The sequence below is a fragment of the Chryseolinea serpens genome (assembly GCF_900129725.1).
GTDB lineage: Bacteria > Bacteroidota > Bacteroidia > Cytophagales > Cyclobacteriaceae > Chryseolinea > Chryseolinea serpens.
The window spans coordinates 724917-744874 of the sequence record NZ_FQWQ01000002.1 but is presented as its reverse complement, the minus strand read 5'-3'; the positions used below and the strand labels follow the sequence as shown (position 1 = coordinate 744874).

Below are 19958 nucleotides of genomic sequence, written 5' to 3'. Positions count from 1 at the left end.
ATCGTTTGATGGAGCATATCCACACGAATGAAAATAGAGTGCTAAAACCAAAACCGCTTGCGTGATAAGCGGTTTTGTTTTTTTTATCAGCCCCACACGCCCGTTGCCGCGGCCTTTTTAACATACGTGGCAAAGTCTGTGGGCTTTCTCCCGAGCGCCCGTTGGACGCCGTCGGTGAGCGATGCATTTCGGCCGTCAAGCACTTCCGTGAAGAGATAGACGACCAGGTCTACCTGGTCTTCGGGAACATGATACGACCGGAGCATCGCCGCATAATCGCCAATGGGGATCTGCTCGTAGTTTATGACGCGGCCGATCGCATTGCCGATCTCCTGTGAAGCTTCCTTGAAGGTTAGCATACGCGGACCGGTCAGTTCATAGCGCTGGCCGTTATGACCTTCTTCCGTGAGGGCGGCCACAGCAACATCGGCGATATCGTCTACATCCACAAAAGGCTCCGGAATATCGCCTGCAGGCAACGCGAGGTGGCCGGCTTGAACGGGTTCCAGGAAAACGCTTTCGCTGAAGTTCTGACAAAACCAACTCGCCCGGAGAATGGTCCAGTCCACGCCGGCCTGCATGACGACTTGCTCGCACGCTTCGGCTTCCTTTTCGCCCCGCCCCGAGAGCAAGACCAGTTTTTTCACGCCGGCTTCCAGGGCCGTTTTTGTGAAGAAGCGGATGGCATCCACGGCTCCGGGTACGGCCAGGTCGGGTTGGAAGGTGATGTAGACGGAATGGATTCCTTCTACGCAGGGTTTCCACGTGCGCGTGTCGAGCCAGTCGAATGGCGGGTGCCCCGAACGTGAGCCCACGCGCAGGGGCCAGTCCAAGGCCTGGAGTTGTTTCACCACGCGCTGTCCGGTCTTTCCGGTGCCACCGAGAACAAGAATGGGATTTTTGGCGGGATTCGTCTGGGCGCTATTCGCCGGACGAACCCCCGTTGTCTGTGAGGTTTGCATAATTTTTTTTAGGGAAAATTACGCGCGGTGCAATCCGTAGGATAGAACAAAACCGACAAGGACTCTTCGCTGGAAAAAATGGGAAGATTTTCGGCGAGGGTTGTGAAGCGATTTCAGCGACTGGCATCACACCCCGATGGCACGGTCTGCGCGATGGCATGCTCCATTTTTGTTGTTGCAGAGAAACAGCTTATAAAAAAAAAGACCGCTAGCCAAAAGTTAGCGGTCTTGTTTCCCGGATGGATCAAATTTTCTATTCCTTCAACAACTTCCGGAAAAGAATTTTTCCATTCGCAGTTATTTTCATAAGGTATAAACCAACCGGAGCGTCATGAACGTCGAACACCACGGTTCCGGGCGTGTTTTGTTGCCGGTAGGCTATGCTTCGGCCGGTGCCATCGATCAATTCCAAAGTTGCAGCTTGCTTGAATGCTCCTTCGATCTCAACATTGAACGCGTCGCGAGAAGGATTGGGAGAGATGTTTACCAGGACTTGAGGTTGTTGCTCCGTGCTTGTGGTGACGAAGGCTTTTGGTGCAGATGTGCTCGAGCAGCCCGCAACGGTGACAACAACGGTATATGTGCCTTCGTCGGTTACCGAAATGGTATTCGTGTTGATGCCAGGTAACGGTGTGTCATTGTAATACCACTGATTTCCATTGGGACTGCTGGACTGCAACACAAATTCAGGCCCCAAACCGGAGATGGTGATTTTGGGTTGGGGTGGGTTGATGCAGAAGGACACCTCTACGAGAGGTGCGGGTTGGAAGTCGGTGTCGCCGGGCTGATTGGCTTGAATGGTGACAAGTCCGGGATTCAACGGCGTGACGGTTGAACCCGACAGCGAGATGTTGCCGGACGATGTCGTAAAGCTAACGGGCAGACCCGATGACGCAGTCGCCGTCAGTTGGAATGGGCCGTTGTCCAATGCTCTGCTGCCGGGATAGGCGAACTGAATAGTTTGGGCTCCACCCTTCTTCACGGTGAATGTCTGTTGCACGTTCGCCGCCGGATAGAAATTGACATCGCCAGGCTGCGACGCGGTGATGATCGTAGAACCGAGGCCTTTGATGGTGACGACGTTTCCATCAATGGTGGCCACGGTGGTGTTGGAGCTTTGATAGGTGACCGGCAGACCGGACGAAGCGACGGCTTTCAATTCAAAGGGAGCATCGCTCTTATACAAAGGCGTGAGCGCATCAAACGAAATGGTTTGGTCGCCCCTCACCACCACGAGTTGTCGTTCGATGTCGTCGGCTTTGAAAAAGTTGGTGCTGCCGGGTAGCTTTGCCGTTATGACCGTTGTGCCGATCCCGACCGGTTTTATTCTTCCGCGTTCAATGATGGCCACCGCGGGATTGCTGCTCGAAAATTGAATGGGTGCACCCGAGCTGCTCAGGGCATCGGGAAAAAATGCAGGATCGGATGTTTTCTTTTCAGACAGTGCATCAAAGGTAAACGTCTGCGGAGCTTTCTTGAAGATCAGCGCCGAAGGGGAGTCTCCGTCGGTGTCCTTGAAATCGTGCACTTTGGTTAGGGATGACCCGTCGCCTCTGATCTTATAAATCGTGCCGTTGTCGTAGGACCCGCCATATTGAGCGGCCACGTAAATCCAGCCATCCATCGTCTGGAACATATCGATCGGGGAGATGCCATCATTGTTTTTTGGATCATAGATTTTTGAATAACCCGTTCCATCTTTTTCGACCATGAAGATCGCACCGGCATTGCCTGTGCCGTGGTTGCTTGTAATGATCCCCAGGCTTCCTCCATTCAGTTCGATGATCTTTATGGGTACTTCACCCACTTCCGCGGTGGGGAAGGTGAATACTTTTGTGTAGCCGCCGGTCGCCGTGAACTTAAAGATGAAACTGTTGTAAGTAGTTGCTGCATAAAAGTTGCCGTCCGAAGCTTCGAGGATGTTGCTGGCGTTGATCTCTACGCCGGAAGGCAGATCGAAAAGCTTTGTCACTTCGGTGACATCGCTTTTTGCCCGAAACACCACCGGCAATCCATTGCTGTATCCCATGCCATACAGATAGCCGTTAGAGGCTTGCATCATGGTTTGGGGTGAGATCCCTTTTTGTGTGGCGCCGTCGACCAACGTTATTTTCTGCAATCCAGACCCATCAATTTTGCTTCTGTAAAACCCATAGGCCCCGGTATCCGAGAATCCCAGACACCAGAGATAACCATCGGAAACGTAAATAATTTTTTTCGCCGTGAAGTTACCCGCCAGATCGGCAAGTTTTTGATAGGATGACCCCGAAGCGTCGATACGAAAGAAACTGCCTCTGCCATTGGAGGCGCCGCTGGTAGCGACACCGTAATACGATTGTCCCGTCGCGTCCGATACCAGATCCCAGGGTCTGGATTCTTCGCCGGGAAAGTTTTTGACTACCGCAAAGGTCCCGCTGGAGGTGATGCTAAAGATCGCGCCCGTATTACCCACTCCGCCATTGGTGGTCATGCCAAAGAAAACACCGGTCCCGGATTCCACGAGCGGACCAAATGTTGGCGTTGCAGCACGGCTATCGAAATCTATCAGCTTATGAAAGTTTGAACCATTTTTTTGAATGCTGAAAGCCGTCCCGAAAGAATTCGCACCACCGCTATTGGTCATGCCGTAGAGCAACCCGTCGCTCCCTTCCGTGAGTTCGCCTGGCGGTGAACCACCGGTGGTAGCATTGTCGAAATCAAAAAGGCGTGTAAAATTTGAACCGTCGGCGTTGAGTGAGAAAATGGCTCCTACGCCATTGGCTCCTCCTGCCTGGGCCATCCCATAAATTTTTGAATCCGATGCCCATAGCAATGTGGACGCCGGTGAGGCGCCGTGCGCTGCTCCGTCGAAGTCCACCAGCTTTGCAAAACCAGAGCCGTCGGTTTTGATTTTAAACAACGTTCCCTTGTTGTTTGCGCCGCCCTGCAACAACGTGCCATACAGAAAACCATCGGCACCTTGAATGAGATCGCCACGCGGGTACGTGCCGGACTTGGTGGGTGCGGCTTCCGTCAGACTGAATATCGTGGTGTAGGCGCTGCCATCGGCCTGGATGCTGAAGATGGTTCCGGACCCATAGAAGCCATAGCGGGTCATGCCATAAAGTTTCCCATCGCTGGCTTGCAAAAGTCCGCCGAGCGGACTGCTTCCTTCTGCGGTATAAGAGAAACTGTGCAAGACCGTGAACCCGGTGCCATCGGTTTTTAGTTTGAAAATGGTGCCCCAATCGAAGGTGCCACCTTTGCTGGTCAGGCCATAAAGATCGCCGTTGCTGGCCTGGATCAAATTGCCAAAAGGAGAAGACCCTTCCGCGTCGATCAGATCGTGCAGTACCGTGTAGCCCGTGCCGTCGGCTTCGAGCCGAATGATTTGTCCGTTGCCGTATTTTCCACCCGCATAGAGGTTGCCATAGAGCCTGCCGTCCGTTCCCTTCGTGAGCCCGGCCTCCGGAAGGCCTCCATTTTGGGCGCTGAAAGACTTGATGATGTTGAAGTCGGCGCCTTCGGAATTCATGGCGTACACGGTTCCCGTACCATTAGCGCCACCGTTGGAGGTTGCACCTACGATATCGTAGGTGTTGCCCGCATCGGCGACAAGAAATTGCTGGTGAACCACCGGGGCAGGCAGGTAGTTTTCATTGCCCGGTTGAGAAGCAACAATGTCGGCCGTACCATTGCCGGTGATGGTGACAACATTACCCGAAACTTTGGCCACAGCAGGTTTAGCGCTGGTGAAGGTAACGGGCAGGTTTGCCGAGGACGTAGCGGAAATGAGAAATGGTGCGGCACCGTATTTCGTCGCAGACAATGCCGGGAAGGTGATCGTTTGACTTTTCTTGTTAATGACCAGGGGTTTCGATACTTCTGCAGCGTAATATCCGGGGACCCCGGATTGACTTGCTTTGATGGTAACCGTTCCCGCCCCCAGGATCGTAACCGTCGACCCCGTTACCGATGCGATTTTTGGATCGCTGCTGAAGAATGTCACCGGCATCCCCGAAGAGGCAGTAGCCACCAGGTTGAATGGAGCGTCGCCATAGGTTTTCGCCGGCAGGTTGTCAAAGGTAATGCTCTGGTAGAGGGGATTCACATTGATGGTCTGGCTCGCCGATTGTGCCGGCATGTAGCGACTGTCGCCGGCCTGCGATGCTATGATGGTTACCTGGCCTGCGCCCGTAAAATGAAGGAAATAGTCTTCAATGATGGCCACACTATTGTTCGAACTGGTGTAGGTGATGGGCAGGCCTGCGCTGGATGTCGGGGGTAACGAAATGGGGTCATTGCCAAACGTTGCGTAGGAGTTGAGCGAGAAATAAACGTATTGGTACTGCTTATCCACCTGGAGCACTTTTTTAACCGCTGTCGCCGCCGGGATTTCGCTGGTGCCAGCCTGCGTGGCGGTGATGGTCGTCGACCCGACACCCTTGATGGTGACAAGGTTGCCTGAAACGGTGGCCACCGTGGGATCCGAGGATGTGTAGGATATGGGTAAACCGGAGGATGCCGAAGCCGTGAGATTGAATGGTGGATCCACCATCGTTTTTAACAAGACGTTCGGCCAGGTGATGACGTTATCGGTAGGCGGCGTTTTCGGGGGCGCTATCGTGATCGTGGTGGACACTGATGAGGCGGGATAGTACAGATCGTTCCCCGGCTGGCTTGCTGTGATCTTGGTCGTGCCAACGCCAAGGATGTAGAGGTTGGCGCCCTCCACCACGGCGATGCCCGGAGGATCGCTGGTATAGGTCACCGGCAGACCGCTGGAGCTACTCGAAGATACATAGCCGGGCGGGTCACCGAATTTGAATGGACCATTGAAGATGCTAAACGTCAGAAACTGATTACCCTTCAATACTTCAATGGTAGCACGGGTCTCGGCTGGTTTGTAGTTCGCGTTGCCGGGCTGATAGGCAATGACCTCGGCCGGCCCTACACCAACGGGTTGAACCTGGTATTCACCAATCTGCAGAATTTTCCAGTCCAGGGTTTTGAACGATACGGCGAGTTTGGACGATGCGGTTGCCGACAGCGAAAAAGGCTGACAGCATATTACTGTAGGGGTGGGGTTGAACGCGATGGTTTGCGTAGCCCGGTCAATCACAAGCGTCTGTGTCACATCAGGCGCTGCCGCATACTTGGCATCGCCGGTCTGGTGTGCGACGATCGTCACGGTTCCACCTCCTAGTATGGAAACCACGTCACCGGTGAGCGTAGCAACATTGTTGGAATACATGTTGAAGGTGACGGGCAATCCCGAACTGGATGTGGCCTTGATCGTGAAGGAGGGGTCGCCAAAGGTTTTGGCGGGAATGGGATCGAAGGTGATGGTCTGCAGCGCCCGGTCAACTACTACGTCCTGCGTCGCTGCCTGGGCGAGGTAGGCATGATTGTCGAGCTGAAAGGCCGTGATGGTGGCAACTCCCTGGCCGACAATTTTGATTTGATTGTTTTCGATAACGGCGACGGAATGATTATCCGATACATAGTAAATGGGTAAGACGGTAGTAGACGTGGCCCCGGGTGCAAAAGGGGCACTCAGTGTATTCTTTCGCGCGATCGGAGGGAATGTGATGGCGGGTATTTGCTTTTTCATGAGCAGCGACCCAACCGGGTTGCTGCCCGTTGCTTTGCTAAAGTCATACAGTTTTGTAAACTGATTTCCATTTTCAAGCTTGAACAAAACACCGTCATCATTCGCGCCGCCAGCGTATGCAACACCGTACATCACGGTGCCGCTGGTGGAAACGAGCAGGTCGCCGACAGGAGATTTCCCATTGGTGCCGTCGAAGTCCAAAATTTTTGTGAACACTCCGGAAGGTGTTATACTGAAGATCGTGCCATAACCATAGGCGCCTCCCGATGAGGTCATGCCATAAAGCTTTCCATCGGTAAATTCGGTCAGCGATCCTTTGGGGTTACCGCCGGTAGCTGCGCCGTTGAAATCCATCAGCTTTTTGTAGTCGGTGCCATACCGAGACAAACTAAAGATAACTCCCTTGCCACTGGTTCCGCCAGTGCGTGTCATTCCATACATGCGTCCGTCGGCGGCCAGCACGAGGTTGCCGGTGGGGTTCGATCCATTGGTAGCACCATCGAAGTCCAGGAGCTTTCCGAAAGTATTGCCGGTGCCCACAACGCCGACGGAAAAAATGACCCCCAGGTCATGCGTTCCACCCAATTCGGTCATGCCGAAAGCTTTTCCATCGGGCCCCAGGATCAGGCTTCCCTTTGGAGATTTTCCATTGATCCCATCAAACGAAAATAAAGCATCGCCGCCTGCCGAGCCTACGATGGCCGATGTTGTGAAAACGGCACCGTTTCCGTTGGAACCTTGAGCAGACGTCAAACCAATAAGCTGCATGTCAAAGCCCATCAAAAACCGGCCTCCGGGATTTGTTCCGAGATAGCCGCCAAAATGAAACCCTGGTGGTGGGGCAAAGCCACCTTCTCCCGGAGTGACGTTTACCCGCGCTCCTAAACCTAGGTTCTGATCGCCTGACTGGGTCATACCGGAAAATCCCGCGAAGGCGAAATGTTGTCCCTCCGCGTTCACGATAGGGTAGTAAAATTGTGTGAAGCCTGCGCCATCACCGGGCTTTTCGCCTGTGTTGCCATCGAAATCCTTGAAGGACATAAACCCAGAGCCATCGGTGTTGATCTGGTAGGGAACCCCCTTGTTATAACTTCCGCCATATTGGGTGAAACCGATGAGATATTCCTGGCCATAAGTGACCGTAGAAAATACGATCCATAAGGCACAGACCAGTAGCATCCGGGCACGAACAGGCAAGATCTTGAAGGTCATTTTTCTAACGATTTAGGTGACGGTGGGTAAATGATAGTTTATTGGTAACGAGAGGGATACGCCAACAATTTAAGGGTATGGCATGTATGCGAAAATTATCAAAAAGGGGTATAAAAAGCCAAGAACCCGGGGGAATTCAGAAAATAAATTACGCGCGTTGCAACCCATAGGATAGAACAAAACCCACCAGCGGATCCTCGCTGGAAAAAATGGGAAGATTTTCGGCGAGGGTGTTGAATTGTTTTTGGTATTCGTTGGGCGACATGCCCGAAAATTCGCGGAACGTGCGGATCAGGTGCGACTGGTCGGCATACTCGTTTTCATAGGCAATGTCGGAAAGCTTGTCGTGCTGGAGGGTTCGGATCTGGTTGAGCGAGGATTGAAACTGGCAGATGCGGGCAAACAGTTTTGGTGACAGGCCCACGTATTGTTTGAACTTGCGTTCCACGCTGCGCTCGGAAAGCCCCAAATCTTTATGCAGCGCTTTCAACGACAAGCTTCCACCCGACTGCACGATCTGTGTGATGGCATACTCCATTTTGCTATCGGTGAGGATACTGTTTTTCCGGACGAGAAAAAACAGATAGGCAGAGAGCACCTCGACACGCGCTTCAACGGTCCCGGCGGCGGCCAACTGTTCCGAAAGGCGATAGCCTTGTCTGACGGCCTCGGCATTCAGATCGAGACAAAGGTCCGTGAGCTCGTGCGCATCCAAACCAAAAACAGATTTCAGCGCATGCGGATAAAACAAAATACCGATGGTGGTGAACGTTCCGTTCAGACAAGTCTCCACGTGGGTGGTGGACTGGCCGTATAGAAAAAGCTCGGGAAGCAGTTTGTCGCTCTGGCTGTAGGTGCCGTGCTCGTGTGGTTGAAAGAGCAACCCGGGCCCGCCATCGGCGATGGTGCGGAAGGTATAGCGCGAGGGTTTTTGATCTTTGGTTTCCAGAGCATAGAAATACCGGACATAATTCTTCAGATAGGCGGGTGGCGGTATCTGTTGATATTTCATTCCGGATAAGTCCATAGGGGCGCTGGGGGGTGTTTAACATAAAACGTGCAGGGCGGGTTAAGGTTTTCAGTACTTCGGGCGCTCACAACGTTTATAAAAGCAGCGCGGGCACATCCTCAGATTGTGCCCGCGCGTGTTCGGTTGGCTCGTATACCGGACTGTGTTTTTGTCAGGCGTTGAAGCCGCCGTCGATGGTGAGGAATGAGCCTGTGATGAACTTCCCTTCATCTCCCGCCAAAAAAGAAACCAGACCCGCGATGTCGTCACCCGTGCCATAGTCGGCAAGGGCCAGACGGCTTCTCACAAAGTTGGCGAGTTCCGAATCGGCCGGATTCATGTCGGTATCCACCGGTCCGGGTTGGACTACGTTGACGGTGATCTTTTTTGGTCCGAGGTCTCTGGCCAGGCCGCGTGTGAAACCTTGCAGCGCCGATTTGCTCATCGCGTATAAAGTCGTTTGCGGACCCATGGAGCCGTCGGCCATATTGCTGCCGATGGTGATGATCCGACCGCCAGCGCCCATGTGTTTCACGGCGGCATGCGCGGCAACGTAGACGGCCCGCACATTCACCGACATGATCTCTTCGTATTCTTCCAGCGTGTGGTCTTCAAAGGGTTTGCCGATATAAATGCCCGCGTTGCTGACGAGGATATCTATGCCGCCAAATTCATTTACCGTTTGTTTTACCGCGTCCGTCACATCATCCGGGACGCCGCTGTTCGCACGGATGGCCAGGGCCTTGCCGCCAGCATGGTTTATCGCGGTGGCGATGGCTTGCGCTTTTTCGCCCGAGCGGTTGTATGTGAAGGCTACGTTGGCCCCCTCTTCAGCAAGTCGTTTTGTGATGGCGGCACCAATGCCGCGACTGCCACCGGTGACCAGGACAGTTTTGTTTGCAAATTTTTTCATGTGCTATTCTTTGTTGTTTGATGAACCAAAAGTATGGCAACAGCATTTATATTTGCATGTACTGGGCGCATTGTTAGGTACTAACAAAAAAGTAAAAAATGAGAAAAAACAGTTCTACCAACGCTTTGAATGAAAAGCAATTGAAAGCCAGTTGTGGCATGGCCTACGCATTGAACATCGTGGGCGGCCGGTGGAAGCCCGCCATCCTGTGCCGGTTGATCTATAAGACCATGCGCTATGGTGAATTGAAGAAGTCCATCGAAGGCATCTCCGAACGCATGCTGGTGGCGCAACTGCGGGAACTGGAAAAAGCGCAGATCATCGAACGCGTAGTCTATCCTGAAGTGCCGCCGCGCGTAGAATATAAATTATCCGCACTCGGTCAAAGCATGAGGCCCATGTTGCGGGCGATGTCGGATTGGGGGAATATGCATCGCGAGACGGTGGAGCTTGTTTCGTTAGGATGACTTAGAAACTATAACTTGGATTCGACTCAAGCGAAGGCGCATTAACAAGAATTTCCTTCATCCAAGTGGGACGTGCCGGCGTACTTCCTGAAGTGACCCGGCGTTGCCAGGCTTCGTCGGTGAGCGGGGTGTCGCTGGTGAATTCATAGTAGCTGTACACGGCGCCCTTGGTCAAATAAGGCTTACCATTGATTTCCGCGATGACATAAATTTCGTCTACGGTGCCGACGGCCTCCTCCAGGTACGTGCCGTTATAATTATAAACATCGGCGATCTCGGCCACCAGGCGTTCTTTTTCCGGAAGATGATCGTTACCTGAAAGTCTTATCGTAAGGTATTCGATCTTTCCGCCGAGCCAGGTGAGATAGTCGAAATCCTCTGCGGTCAGATTTTCGTGGGCAAGTTCCTTTTTACTCATGGCGAGCAGTTGCTCAGCGATCTCTTTCAGTTCTTTGCTGGCAGAGCTCACCTCGTCGGTCATCAGATCAAGACGCGTCAGGGTTTCCTCTTGCAGGTTTAGGAGGTCGAGCGCTTTTTGCCAAAAAGCCACGTTCGGTTCAACATAGCTCACATGTTCGGGGGGAGGTGGTCCGCCGCCTTCGCCGGCCTCAGCAGCGGTGGGTTGTTCGGCATACAATAACAGGTCATGTTTCAGTTCGGTATAGGCTGCGAGCGATGTGTTGATGTTCTTTTTTTGCCACAGCGGCGTGTTCATAAACAAGGGATAGTCCGGTCGCTTTTCGGATACGGCTCGGATCGCGTCAAGCGTTTTGGAGTAGACCGAGATGTCCCACGTATTGTAATTTTTGAATTCTGATTTCAACTTCTTCAGGGAGTCGGGATACGGGGTCCAGTGCGTGCCTTCTTTGAGTTCATTCAACAGAATACTTTCCGCGTCGGCGTTTCCCAATACCGCGAAGAAATCCAAGGCTTTTGGGAAAGGACGTTTGGGCTCCGGCCGGAGCACGTGGATGAGGCGACTCAACACTTCAGCATCAAACGTGTAGCGCCCCGCGGTAAAGCGAATGGAAGGTCGTGATAATTCTTTCTGTGTTGCGTCATCGCCTCCCTTGGATTTGATCCTGCCCTGTCCAACGCCCATTAGCTTTCCCCGGAGCATGGACAACCGCTCCGGTTGTGTGATATTTTTCAGTTCCTCATGCGGTGGCAGCAGGCTGATGATGTTGGCGACCGATGCATTGTCTTCCTCACCGACAATAAACAGCAGCGCCTTATTAAACTTTTCAAATGCCTCCCGGGTTTCGGGTGACGACTGGATGGAAGAAGATAAAACGATGGCACTCATCAACCCATTGTCGGTGTCGATCATCACCGGCGCTGTGTTCAACCATTTCACTGCCCTGAAATAGCGCGAGAGTTCTTTGGTTTTTGTATAGTTTCCTCGCGGTGTGAATTGGGAATATTGGAAACCCGGATCGCCCAGGAATTCCGACCCTGTTTCGGAGGCGTCGTTTATTTTTTTTAATTCGGATTGATATGCTCCTGTCATGCCGGGACTTACCGCAAAGGTTTTTTCGGTAAGTGCCGAAAGTGCAATCGCCAGGTAAGTGGTGGCCCACTGGGCAGAACTCTTCAAGGTTGGGGAGCTTTCATCCTTTTCATATTGCAGCGATCGGTCGTAGGCACGTTTCAGTAAGTCACCCATTAGCCCGATAAATTTTTCCTCTTCTATCTTTTGCAACAGTGCACTGAAATGTTTGTGCATAACCTGCAGGTAGATGTCGGTGGTGATAAAATTCGGAATGTATTCGTAGCTGTTGCGATCATAGACGTGAAAGAACTGTTCATGCTTTGCAGGCACCAGGGCAAAATTATTTTTCGCCAGGGCCTGCTTCAATGTTTCGTCGATGGCTTTGAATTGCATCACGTTGTACACATGTTGCAGGTTGACCATGGTGTAGTCGCCTTGTTTTGTATAGCGCGTGGCGTTGAGCGTGTTTTCCAAAGCCAGGACCTTATTCACGAATTGTTGCTCCTGCTGGTCGAGCTGTACTTTGAATTCGGGAACGTCGAAGATTGGTTGATACCACTTGAACTGGTTGAAGTAGCCGCGCAACACCGCATCGTCGAACAGATAGCCGTTGCGGGCAAAGATCTCGTTCCGCAGCAGCCAAAGCTCCACGATGCTCTTGTTGGACAAATCCTGCGCATAATCGAACACCGGGGGCAGTATTCTTTCGGGATACCAATCCTTGATATGATCGAGTTGATAGTAGGTCGCCAGGGAAGATTTATCTTCCACCACTTCGTAGTCTGCGGTGTGGGCTATGGCCTGGGGAGGCGCCGTGGTTTCTGTCGAAGTTTTGGTGCCGCACCCAAACAGAAGTAAGGCGGTGAGAACGATGCAAAGCCGGTCAGGAGCTAAAAAGTTGCAGGGCTTCTTCAAACGATTTTTCATTATGAACATAGTTGATCAGGATCAGTCCAAAGCTTTGCCAGGTGTATCGTCCGATGGCATAGTTGCCGGCCTTTGTTTTCTCCAGGGTCTGCACAATTCCACCTTCCAGGGTTTTAAAGTTCACCAGCTCCTGGCAAACTTTCGAGCCCAGCCAAAGCGGTCGTATTTGCCCGTCGTCGATGCGGAGAATGAAGAGGCGTTTTTTTTTAATGGGGTCGAATGTCGTGGATTTGATGAGGCCCACCAGGATGTCGGTGCGCCCATCATTGTTCACATCGGCGGTGTCGAGTTGGTAGGGGGCATAGGGAAATACGGCTTGGTCGAGTTGGTCGCCGGCGGCATTCAGAAGGGAGAGTTTGAAACCCGTGCGGGAAGTAAGTCGCTGGAACAGGGCCTTGCCCTGGAAATACCGGTCGTTGATCGTGAGGACTTTTCTATCCGACAAAGTTTCTTCGGGCGCGGGTGCACAGGAACTGAGGAGCAGGAGGACGACAAGCCATTTCACGCCTCAAGGTAGCGAAAAACAATCGGTCACGACAAGGGAATTTAAGACCACTTCCAAATGTGTTGATGGAGGCGACAGGTTGCCGCGACGAAGGGAACGCCTGGCCGAAAAGGAGAGAGAGAAATCAACAAAATCTTTGACAGTATGTTAAGAAAAAGGGCCGCGGAACCATGTGTCGCCATTTTAACACTCCGTTAACGCTCCTCAATAGCTTTTGTGATTATTTTTAAACTATTCAACCTTAACCTCCAGCAATGAAGGCATTACTTATCTTTAGCTTGGTCATGATTTCCCAGTGCCAGCTGCATGCACAAAACAGACCCGTGGAGATCTTGAAACAAATGAACGAGGACTGGATCCGGTCCTATCCTACGAAAGATTCGGCCACCCTCGAAAGGATTTTTGCCAAGGATTTTAGTTTGATCTCGCCCAGGGGCAACAAGATGACCCGGCGTGATGTCATTGGCAATTTAAAACGGCAGGAAATACTGTCGGTGAATATCGATAGCGTCGACGTGCGGATGCTCGATGAAAAGATCGGCGTTGTAACAGCCTACATGACCTTTGTGTCTAAAGAGGATAATGCTTTAAAGACCGGGAGAGTTTGCTATCAGGATATTTATATGCAACGAAAGAAAAGATGGTGGGCCGTGGCGGCGCATGTGTCCCTTTTGTCGGTCCACTAGAGTAATAAACATCTCGCCATGCTAGTGGTCGCGTGGCGTCACGGACCGAAAGCAAATTATCGCATCGTATGAGTCCGCCCAAAATAGTAAACGCTTGTCCAGGTCGGTGCGGTCTTTTTCTAACACTTTATGTAAGTTGACTCGCAAAGGACGAAGGTCAAAAATAGTTTGATCGTACCGGGCTTGTTCCGACAAAAAGCGAAAAGCCAGATCATCGTTTCTTTCATCCGCATCAAAGGTATCACCGAGCAATTTGCACTGGCCACCCGCAGCAAAACAGGCCACATTGAAACTTCTTAGCCCTTCCGCAATGGCGAACTCCGATATGAAATTTCCCAGCGTTGAAACGCCACGACCATCCAACCCGCGATGCATGTGATTGCGCCCAAAGCGGAAGAGGATTTTCCGGGAGGCGTTGGTGGAGAGTTGCCTGTATTGCCGCATGAAATAATCTTTCATCATGTTTTCGCGCAGCAGTTGTGCTTTGAACCGGGACTCCGGGAAGGCTCGCGCGCTATCGACTTTCAGAGACAACAAAATGCTTTCATACAGGGAGATCCCGTCGTTTTTCAGATCCGAAGCGGGCTGATAGCCGGCAAGCGTAGTCAATAGCGCAGGCGATAACTTTCGATTGTATCCGGTTTTGATCTTAGCCTCGACGCTTTTTAACGGGGTCGTTTGCCTGTTCTCGCGGGCGAGATCATGGATCAACAAGTCGAGCGAGATTTCTTCCATGTCGCATCCCCAGAGTGTCTGCCGGTTGGAGGCGGTGTGGCAAACAAACCTTGCTTCTTTATTTGTCCATAAGCCTTCTATGGCCAGTGTGTCGTCGCCCTTCCCCGATTGCAGTTTGTCCGCTGTCCAGGGGCTTATTTCGGCTGCGATGTGTTGATAGCCCGAGCGATACATTTCCGTCCATAGCGCAGATAACAATTGTGGCACCTCCTGCTCTCCGTGTAATTCGCCCAGCATAAAAAAGGAGGCGCGTTGAGCTTCCTGGAGCAAGAAGGATCTTCCATCGTCTTGCAAATTATATTGAGTGAATGGAAGGGACTCGCGGCCATTGCCCTGTCCAACGACCGTCGCGGAAGTGATCAGCGCGGCGCAGACCGCCAGGGTTATTTTTTTGCACATCATGAAAGCACGAATGTCAGGTTTCATAAGGCTGGCTTTTATTGTTTGACGCCTTTTCCACTTCGGAGGTTGCGCCGTCAGGTGGAGGAAATTGCATTCCACCTCACGGGAAGAAACCCTGCCTGCCCCCGAACCGAGCATGCCACGATGAGAAATAAAATGAGCACGCCGTGAACAGACGGGTTGGGATGCTCATTGGATTGCAGTATGTGCGCTTTGACTACAGCCTTTTTTTATTAAATTGACTCAAGCACGTTTCGGAGCCACAAGGAAGCGCTAAGATTTGAGGTTTAAACACGGTTGGGAGACAGGAGATAACGAACGGTTCTCGAACGCTTAATGTCCCAGACTAAATCATAACCCATGGATAAGCGTCAATCCCTTTTAAAATCAGTGGCCCTCGCCCGCCATCAATTCATCCAGGCAGCCTCCGGCCTGACCTATGAACAATCACAATTCAAACCCACGCCCGATGTCTGGTCCGTTGTCGACAATGTCGAGCACATGGTGTGGGCGGAAATGGGAGGGATCAATGGCATTTGGAAAACGCTCGACGGCATACGAAATAAGAAACCGATCTGGACCGGCGAAGCGATCCATCACGGCCTTCCCATCGAAAAGATCATCGAAAAGACCTGGAAGGAAAAAGAACAGGTTCCCGAAATTGCCAAACCCCGGTGGGGTGGGTCGGTGGACTACTGGATTGAGGCACTGGCCAATTGTCAGAATATGCTTGAGGCGTTGTGTGATGAAATGGATGGGTATGATCTGGAGCAAATCATTTATCCGCATATTATTTCGGGACCGCTGAATGTGGTTCAGCGGTTGGAGTTTTTGCGATTTCATTTGAACCGGCATCAGCGGCAGATCGAGAATCTTAAGAGTCTCCCGGATTTTCCGTTGGCGAGATAGACTGTTGGTTAGTTTGGGGAACGCATAGTCCCCGAGGCGGGAGACTATGCGTTGACGCGTTGACGACGGGAGACTATGCGCTTGACTACAGTTTCAATTTTACGTACCTGATCTTGGCGCGATCCGCTGTGTAGGTGATGTGGATGTTGCCCTGGTCGTCGTAGATGATCGCAGGGTAGCTGTATTCTCCTTTTTGATGTTCTTCCAGCGTGTAGAGGTCTGTCCATTGCAAGCCGTCGGTGGATGTGGCCAGCCTTAGTGCAGAACGACCTTCCCACCATTCTTTTCCGGCGGTCAGGGGATTGTAGACTAACAGTTGCAGGGAGCGATCCGGTTTGCTTACGGCGTCTATGCCGGAGTTGGGGTTGGGTAGATTTGTCGCCGTGACATGCGACCATGTTTTTCCGTCGTCTTCCGACCAGCTTTGGACGATCACATTCTCTTTGCTGCGGGCCAGCAGTTGCATCTTGTGGCTGGGATAAAAAAGGAGAGAGGGTTGAATGGCGTTGAAGGTGTCGCAGTCTATCGTGATCTTTTTCCAATGACTTAGTGTCGGGTCAGACTGTTCCAGGTGAATGATCCATTTTTTCTCATCAAGGCTTTCTGTGCTGGAAGGATAGAGCAGGTTGCCATCCTTTAGTTGTACGGGTTTATTTTTGATGGGGCCTAGCATGCCCTCGGGCAACGGAGCCGGCTTCGACCAGGTCTTTCCATGATCACCGGAAACTTTGTACATCGCCCACCACTCGCGGGGATTGGGTCCGACTTTGTAATGGAGATAGAGCTTCCCATTTTTGCTTTGAAAAAGTACCGGGTTCCAGCAAGGCGACGGCTTGCCATCGGGCTGAAAGCCTTCTGCGATGCGTGCGGGTTTTGTCCAGCCGGTATTTTCTTTTACCGACATCCAGATACACACATCGGGGCTTCCCTCTTCGGTACCTCCAAACCAGGCGGCCATTATTTTTCCATTGGCCAGTTGCACCAACGTTGAGGCGTGACAGGATTTAAACTCGGCACGATCAAAAATATAACCTTCCTCCAGGATTTGAAGTGTAGGATTTTGCCCAAATGCATGGTTTCCTGCTGATGATAGTACAGCAAGGAGAAACCATACAACTATTTTGAGGGATTGATGGAAACGCGTGATGAAGAACATAGAAACCTGAAATCTTTAAGCTTGATATATTGCCCGGATCAATAGATCCTCCCGAATATCGAACCTTTTCTTGAAGATTTACAAGGTTCCCTGAACGATCGATCTGATCGCTTGAAATTTCGTCGGCTCAACCTAGTTTAAGCGCATAATTGAATCGCTCGGCAGCATTGTCCCAATGGATGATGGGAAACAGGTTGTCGACAAATTCGGCCCTCCTGTTCCGGTATTTCAGGTAGTAGGAGTGTTCCCACACGTCGATCACAAGAATGGGAATGACGCCCCATTGTGTGAGCTTTTCGTGGTTTTCGCATTGGAGTACGGTGAGTTTTTGCGTGTAGGGCTGATAGCCTAAAATTCCCCAGCCATTGCCATCGACGCCCTTGGCGGTTTTGCTAATCAGCACTTTGAATTTATCGTAAGAGCCAAAATCCTTCTCGATCTGCTTCAACAATGCGCCGGATGGGTCGCTTTTTTTGTTGCTGAGGTTTGTCCAGAAAATGGTATGGAGAATATGAGAGGATAAGTGAAAGGACAATTTTTTTGTCCAATAGTCTACCGTATCGAGATTATTCTCGTCGATCGACTTTTTGATCATTTGAAGATCTTTGTTTGCCGCCTTCACGGCATCGCCATGATGGAAAGTATAATGCAAGTGAAGGGTTTCCTGGTCCATGTGTGGTTCGAGGAAATTTTCGTTGTAAGGCAGCGGCTGCAGGGCGAAGTTACCGTCCTTGTCGGTCAGTTTATCCAACCCGCTTTGTTGAAGGCCTTGAGAGAACGCATTGTTTGCGGGCAAGAGACCGGCACCACCCAGGATCGCCGAAGTCTTCATAAAATCTTTTCTGTTCATAGGAATGTTTTTAGAAATATGCCAATAGCGGCAGCGATGACGATAATAACCGGTTCCGGAATTTTCTTATAACGGAACAACACGGCGGCCGTAGCCAATGCAATGAGCCCGGTAGGCAAATCGGTCAGCGTTCTTTTTCCCAACACTAAAACGGCACCCGCAATAGCGCCGATGGCCGCGGCCGTAACACCGTCGACAAAGGCCTTGATGCCGGGATGTTTTCCATACTTCTTGAAATAGGGGGCGGGAATGACCGTAAACAAATAACAGGGAACAAAGGTAGCCAACGCCGCAATGGCCGCCCCGGGAACGCCGGCGATGAGGTAGCCAATGAAACCGACTGTGATCACCACGGGCCCCGGCGTGATCATGGCCACCGCGACGGCGTCAAGAAATTGTTGTTCGTTGAGCCATTGATATTCCTTTACCAATCCGCCATACAAAAATGGAACGATCGCCAGACCACTCCCAAAGACGAAGGCACCCGCTTTTGTAAAGAACCATGCGATCTGCCAGAGCCGCGACTCAACGACCACGGGTTGTAGTTGAAGAAACAGAACAGGCGCCATGACTTGCGGCGAGCCGAGCCACTTCGGTGGTGCCTTTACAAACCAGACGGCAACACCGGCCAACAACATCAGCCATAGAATTTCCTCTTCCATAACGAACGTGATGATCGTCAGGACAATGAATATCACCCAAAGCAATTTATCCTTCCCGATACTTTTCGTGGTGAGTTTGTAACTGCCAATAGCAATGATGCCGATCACGGCAGAACCGACGCCATAAAAGATGGCCTGCATCCAGGGCAATCCGCCAAAGGAAACATATGCATACCCAATGCCGAGCACCATTAAAAACGATGGCAACACAAACGCCAGTCCGGCGAGTGTAGCGCCCAGCAAATGATAATGTACATAGCCCAGGTAAATGGCAAGTTGTGCGGCCAGTGGACCCGGTGCCAGTTGTGAAAGTGCGAGCCCTTCCTTGTAGTCGTCTTCACCGATCCATTTTTTATCTTCCACCAGGTCGCGGTGCATGTAGCCCACTAAGGCCACCGGGCCGCCGAAGCCCCAGGTTCCGAGTTTCAGAAAATAGAGGATCAGATCTTTTAGAGAATATGCAGGTGTCATGAGAGGATGGTCGTTTTACAAAGCTTCTGCGACAAAATACTTGACGCACTACGGTGTAAACCAAAATTTTAAAACAGGATCACACCATGACAATGCTATCCAATATTGGAAAGGAAATATAGCACGAAATTTACTTTTGGGATTATTTTTACTTTTTACCCTGCGATTTTCTATAGGACAGCGGACTTTGTCCGGTTGTTTTCTTAAAAATCCGGGCGAAGTGGCTCTGGTCAGAAAACCCGGTGAGATATGCTATTTCGGCAAGGGAATGTTTCGAGTCGTTGAGAAGGACAATCGCCTTTTCAATGCGCAGCTTTCGGATATAATCGCCGAAGGACAGGTCGTCGAAGTATTTTGAAAACTCACGCGACAAATAGGAGGGATGCACATTCAGGCTATGTGAAATTTCTTTCAGGCTCAGGGCCAGGTTGGTGTCGATCTGATCCTGGATAATTTCCTTCAATTCCTGCGCCCACGCCGGCGCTTTGCCCGACTTCTGTTTCAGGAATTTCTTATACACATCCAGGAGCATGTTCTCGATGGGTCCCTGGGTATGCTTCTCATTTTGTAAATATTTGGCCCAACTATACAACGCATCATAGATCAGCATTCCTTTTTCAAGCAACTGCTGGTCGTCCTTAATGTTGTAAGAAAGCCCGGCCGAGATGGCCCACAAGCCGGAAGCCTGAGAGGCAATGTCATGCCGGTCGGTATCGGCCCCCCGAACAATGACCGCCAACACATTCAAGGCCGGGTCATTGAGCTTATGCTTCTGTATAATAAAATCGAACGTACACTGGTCGCCATAGTGCGTATACTCCACACCCGGCAAATCGAACGGAACAGCATCCAGTTCCGCTGCTTTTTTTATAACCTCTTCAAAGGGAACATAAATGATCTCCGCATCCTCATCCACAAAACGCTTTATCAACCAAGGACAGGCAATGCGATCGATCTTCGGACGCTCACGGGTTATCCATCTCATAAAAGTTACCCCGCGATGCAGC

Annotated in this window: 14 protein-coding genes; 3 read left to right on the top strand and 11 right to left on the bottom strand. The window is 51.4% G+C overall.

Annotated elements, in window-relative coordinates:
• Positions 1-86: 86 nt before the first annotated feature.
• The 4 genes from BUB30_RS17055 to BUB30_RS17040 form a co-directional block, all read right to left on the bottom strand.
• Positions 87-962: an NmrA family NAD(P)-binding protein gene (locus BUB30_RS17055; protein ID WP_221408732.1), complete on the bottom strand. Its 876-nt coding sequence runs from the start codon at positions 960-962 to the stop codon at positions 87-89.
• 253 nt (positions 963-1215) lie between these two features.
• Positions 1216-7767, bottom strand: coding sequence for a choice-of-anchor tandem repeat GloVer-containing protein (locus BUB30_RS17050; protein ID WP_073136248.1), 6552 nt, complete (start codon positions 7765-7767; stop codon positions 1216-1218).
• Positions 7768-7915: 148 nt separating this feature from the next.
• A complete protein-coding gene (locus BUB30_RS17045) occupies positions 7916-8794 on the bottom strand; it encodes a helix-turn-helix transcriptional regulator (protein ID WP_245804117.1) in 879 nt (292 codons plus the stop codon).
• A gap of 154 nt (positions 8795-8948) precedes the next feature.
• A complete protein-coding gene (locus BUB30_RS17040) occupies positions 8949-9689 on the bottom strand; it encodes an SDR family NAD(P)-dependent oxidoreductase (protein ID WP_073136242.1) in 741 nt (246 codons plus the stop codon).
• 98 nt (positions 9690-9787) lie between these two features.
• Here BUB30_RS17040 and BUB30_RS17035 point away from each other — a divergent pair, with 98 nt between their 5' ends.
• Complete coding sequence (locus BUB30_RS17035; protein ID WP_073136240.1) at positions 9788-10156, top strand: winged helix-turn-helix transcriptional regulator; 369 nt, start codon at positions 9788-9790, stop codon at positions 10154-10156.
• 1 nt (position 10157) lies between these two features.
• On the opposite strand, the gene BUB30_RS17030 is transcribed toward BUB30_RS17035, so the two are convergent.
• Entirely contained in the window at positions 10158-12575 is a 2418-nt protein-coding gene (locus BUB30_RS17030) for a DUF3160 domain-containing protein (protein WP_073136238.1), read from the bottom strand.
• Positions 12532-13080, bottom strand: coding sequence for an FG-GAP repeat protein (locus tag BUB30_RS17025; RefSeq protein WP_084138193.1), 549 nt, complete (start codon positions 13078-13080; stop codon positions 12532-12534). Before BUB30_RS17025 ends, BUB30_RS17030 begins: the two co-directional genes overlap by 44 nt.
• Before the next feature lie 254 nt (positions 13081-13334).
• Between BUB30_RS17025 and BUB30_RS17020 the strand changes: the two genes are divergently transcribed.
• On the top strand, positions 13335-13766 hold the full coding sequence (locus BUB30_RS17020; protein ID WP_073136236.1) for a nuclear transport factor 2 family protein: 432 nt from the start codon (positions 13335-13337) through the stop codon (positions 13764-13766).
• Positions 13767-13787: 21 nt separating this feature from the next.
• On the opposite strand, the gene BUB30_RS17015 is transcribed toward BUB30_RS17020, so the two are convergent.
• Positions 13788-14927 carry a hypothetical protein gene (locus BUB30_RS17015; protein ID WP_143164964.1) on the bottom strand — a complete coding sequence of 380 codons (1140 nt, stop codon included), beginning with the start codon at positions 14925-14927 and terminating at the stop codon, positions 13788-13790.
• A gap of 336 nt (positions 14928-15263) precedes the next feature.
• On the opposite strand from BUB30_RS17015, the gene BUB30_RS17010 reads away from it, so the two are divergent.
• The gene (locus BUB30_RS17010) at positions 15264-15812 is read left to right on the top strand and encodes a DinB family protein (protein WP_073136233.1); all 549 of its coding nucleotides are present in this window, start codon (positions 15264-15266) and stop codon (positions 15810-15812) included.
• Positions 15813-15897: 85 nt separating this feature from the next.
• Here the strand turns inward: BUB30_RS17010 and BUB30_RS17005 are convergent, their stop codons facing one another.
• The 4 genes from BUB30_RS17005 to BUB30_RS16990 all read right to left on the bottom strand — a co-directional run bounded on the left by BUB30_RS17005 (position 15898) and on the right by BUB30_RS16990 (position 19936).
• Positions 15898-16968: a sialidase family protein gene (locus BUB30_RS17005; protein ID WP_073136231.1), complete on the bottom strand. Its 1071-nt coding sequence runs from the start codon at positions 16966-16968 to the stop codon at positions 15898-15900.
• Positions 16969-17095: 127 nt separating this feature from the next.
• Complete coding sequence (locus tag BUB30_RS17000; protein WP_073136229.1) at positions 17096-17818, bottom strand: superoxide dismutase; 723 nt, start codon at positions 17816-17818, stop codon at positions 17096-17098.
• Positions 17815-18951 (bottom strand): chromate transporter, encoded by a 1137-nt coding sequence (locus tag BUB30_RS16995; RefSeq protein ID WP_073136227.1) that lies wholly within the window; start codon positions 18949-18951, stop codon positions 17815-17817. The genes BUB30_RS17000 and BUB30_RS16995 overlap by 4 nt, the downstream gene beginning before the upstream one ends.
• Positions 18952-19099: 148 nt before the next feature.
• Entirely contained in the window at positions 19100-19936 is an 837-nt protein-coding gene (locus BUB30_RS16990; protein WP_073136225.1) for a chromate resistance protein ChrB domain-containing protein, read from the bottom strand.
• Positions 19937-19958 lie beyond the last annotated feature (22 nt).

Excerpts from the sequence above, each read along its gene's own strand:
- BUB30_RS17055 (WP_221408732.1), bottom strand. The coding sequence starts at position 962 with ATGCAAACCTCACAGACAACGGGGGTTCGTCCGGCGAATAGCGCCCAG.
- BUB30_RS17050 (WP_073136248.1), bottom strand. The coding sequence starts at position 7,767 with ATGACCTTCAAGATCTTGCCTGTTCGTGCCCGGATGCTACTGGTCTGT.
- BUB30_RS17045 (WP_245804117.1), bottom strand. The coding sequence starts at position 8,794 with ATGGACTTATCCGGAATGAAATATCAACAGATACCGCCACCCGCCTAT.
- BUB30_RS17040 (WP_073136242.1), bottom strand. The coding sequence starts at position 9,689 with ATGAAAAAATTTGCAAACAAAACTGTCCTGGTCACCGGTGGCAGTCGC.
- BUB30_RS17035 (WP_073136240.1), top strand. The coding sequence starts at position 9,788 with ATGAGAAAAAACAGTTCTACCAACGCTTTGAATGAAAAGCAATTGAAA.
- BUB30_RS17030 (WP_073136238.1), bottom strand. The coding sequence starts at position 12,575 with ATGAAAAATCGTTTGAAGAAGCCCTGCAACTTTTTAGCTCCTGACCGG.
- BUB30_RS17020 (WP_073136236.1), top strand. The coding sequence starts at position 13,335 with ATGAAGGCATTACTTATCTTTAGCTTGGTCATGATTTCCCAGTGCCAG.
- BUB30_RS17015 (WP_143164964.1), bottom strand. The coding sequence starts at position 14,927 with ATGAAACCTGACATTCGTGCTTTCATGATGTGCAAAAAAATAACCCTG.
- BUB30_RS17010 (WP_073136233.1), top strand. The coding sequence starts at position 15,264 with ATGGATAAGCGTCAATCCCTTTTAAAATCAGTGGCCCTCGCCCGCCAT.
- BUB30_RS17005 (WP_073136231.1), bottom strand. The coding sequence starts at position 16,968 with ATGTTCTTCATCACGCGTTTCCATCAATCCCTCAAAATAGTTGTATGG.
- BUB30_RS17000 (WP_073136229.1), bottom strand. The coding sequence starts at position 17,818 with ATGAACAGAAAAGATTTTATGAAGACTTCGGCGATCCTGGGTGGTGCC.
- BUB30_RS16995 (WP_073136227.1), bottom strand. The coding sequence starts at position 18,951 with ATGACACCTGCATATTCTCTAAAAGATCTGATCCTCTATTTTCTGAAA.
- BUB30_RS16990 (WP_073136225.1), bottom strand. The coding sequence starts at position 19,936 with ATGAGATGGATAACCCGTGAGCGTCCGAAGATCGATCGCATTGCCTGT.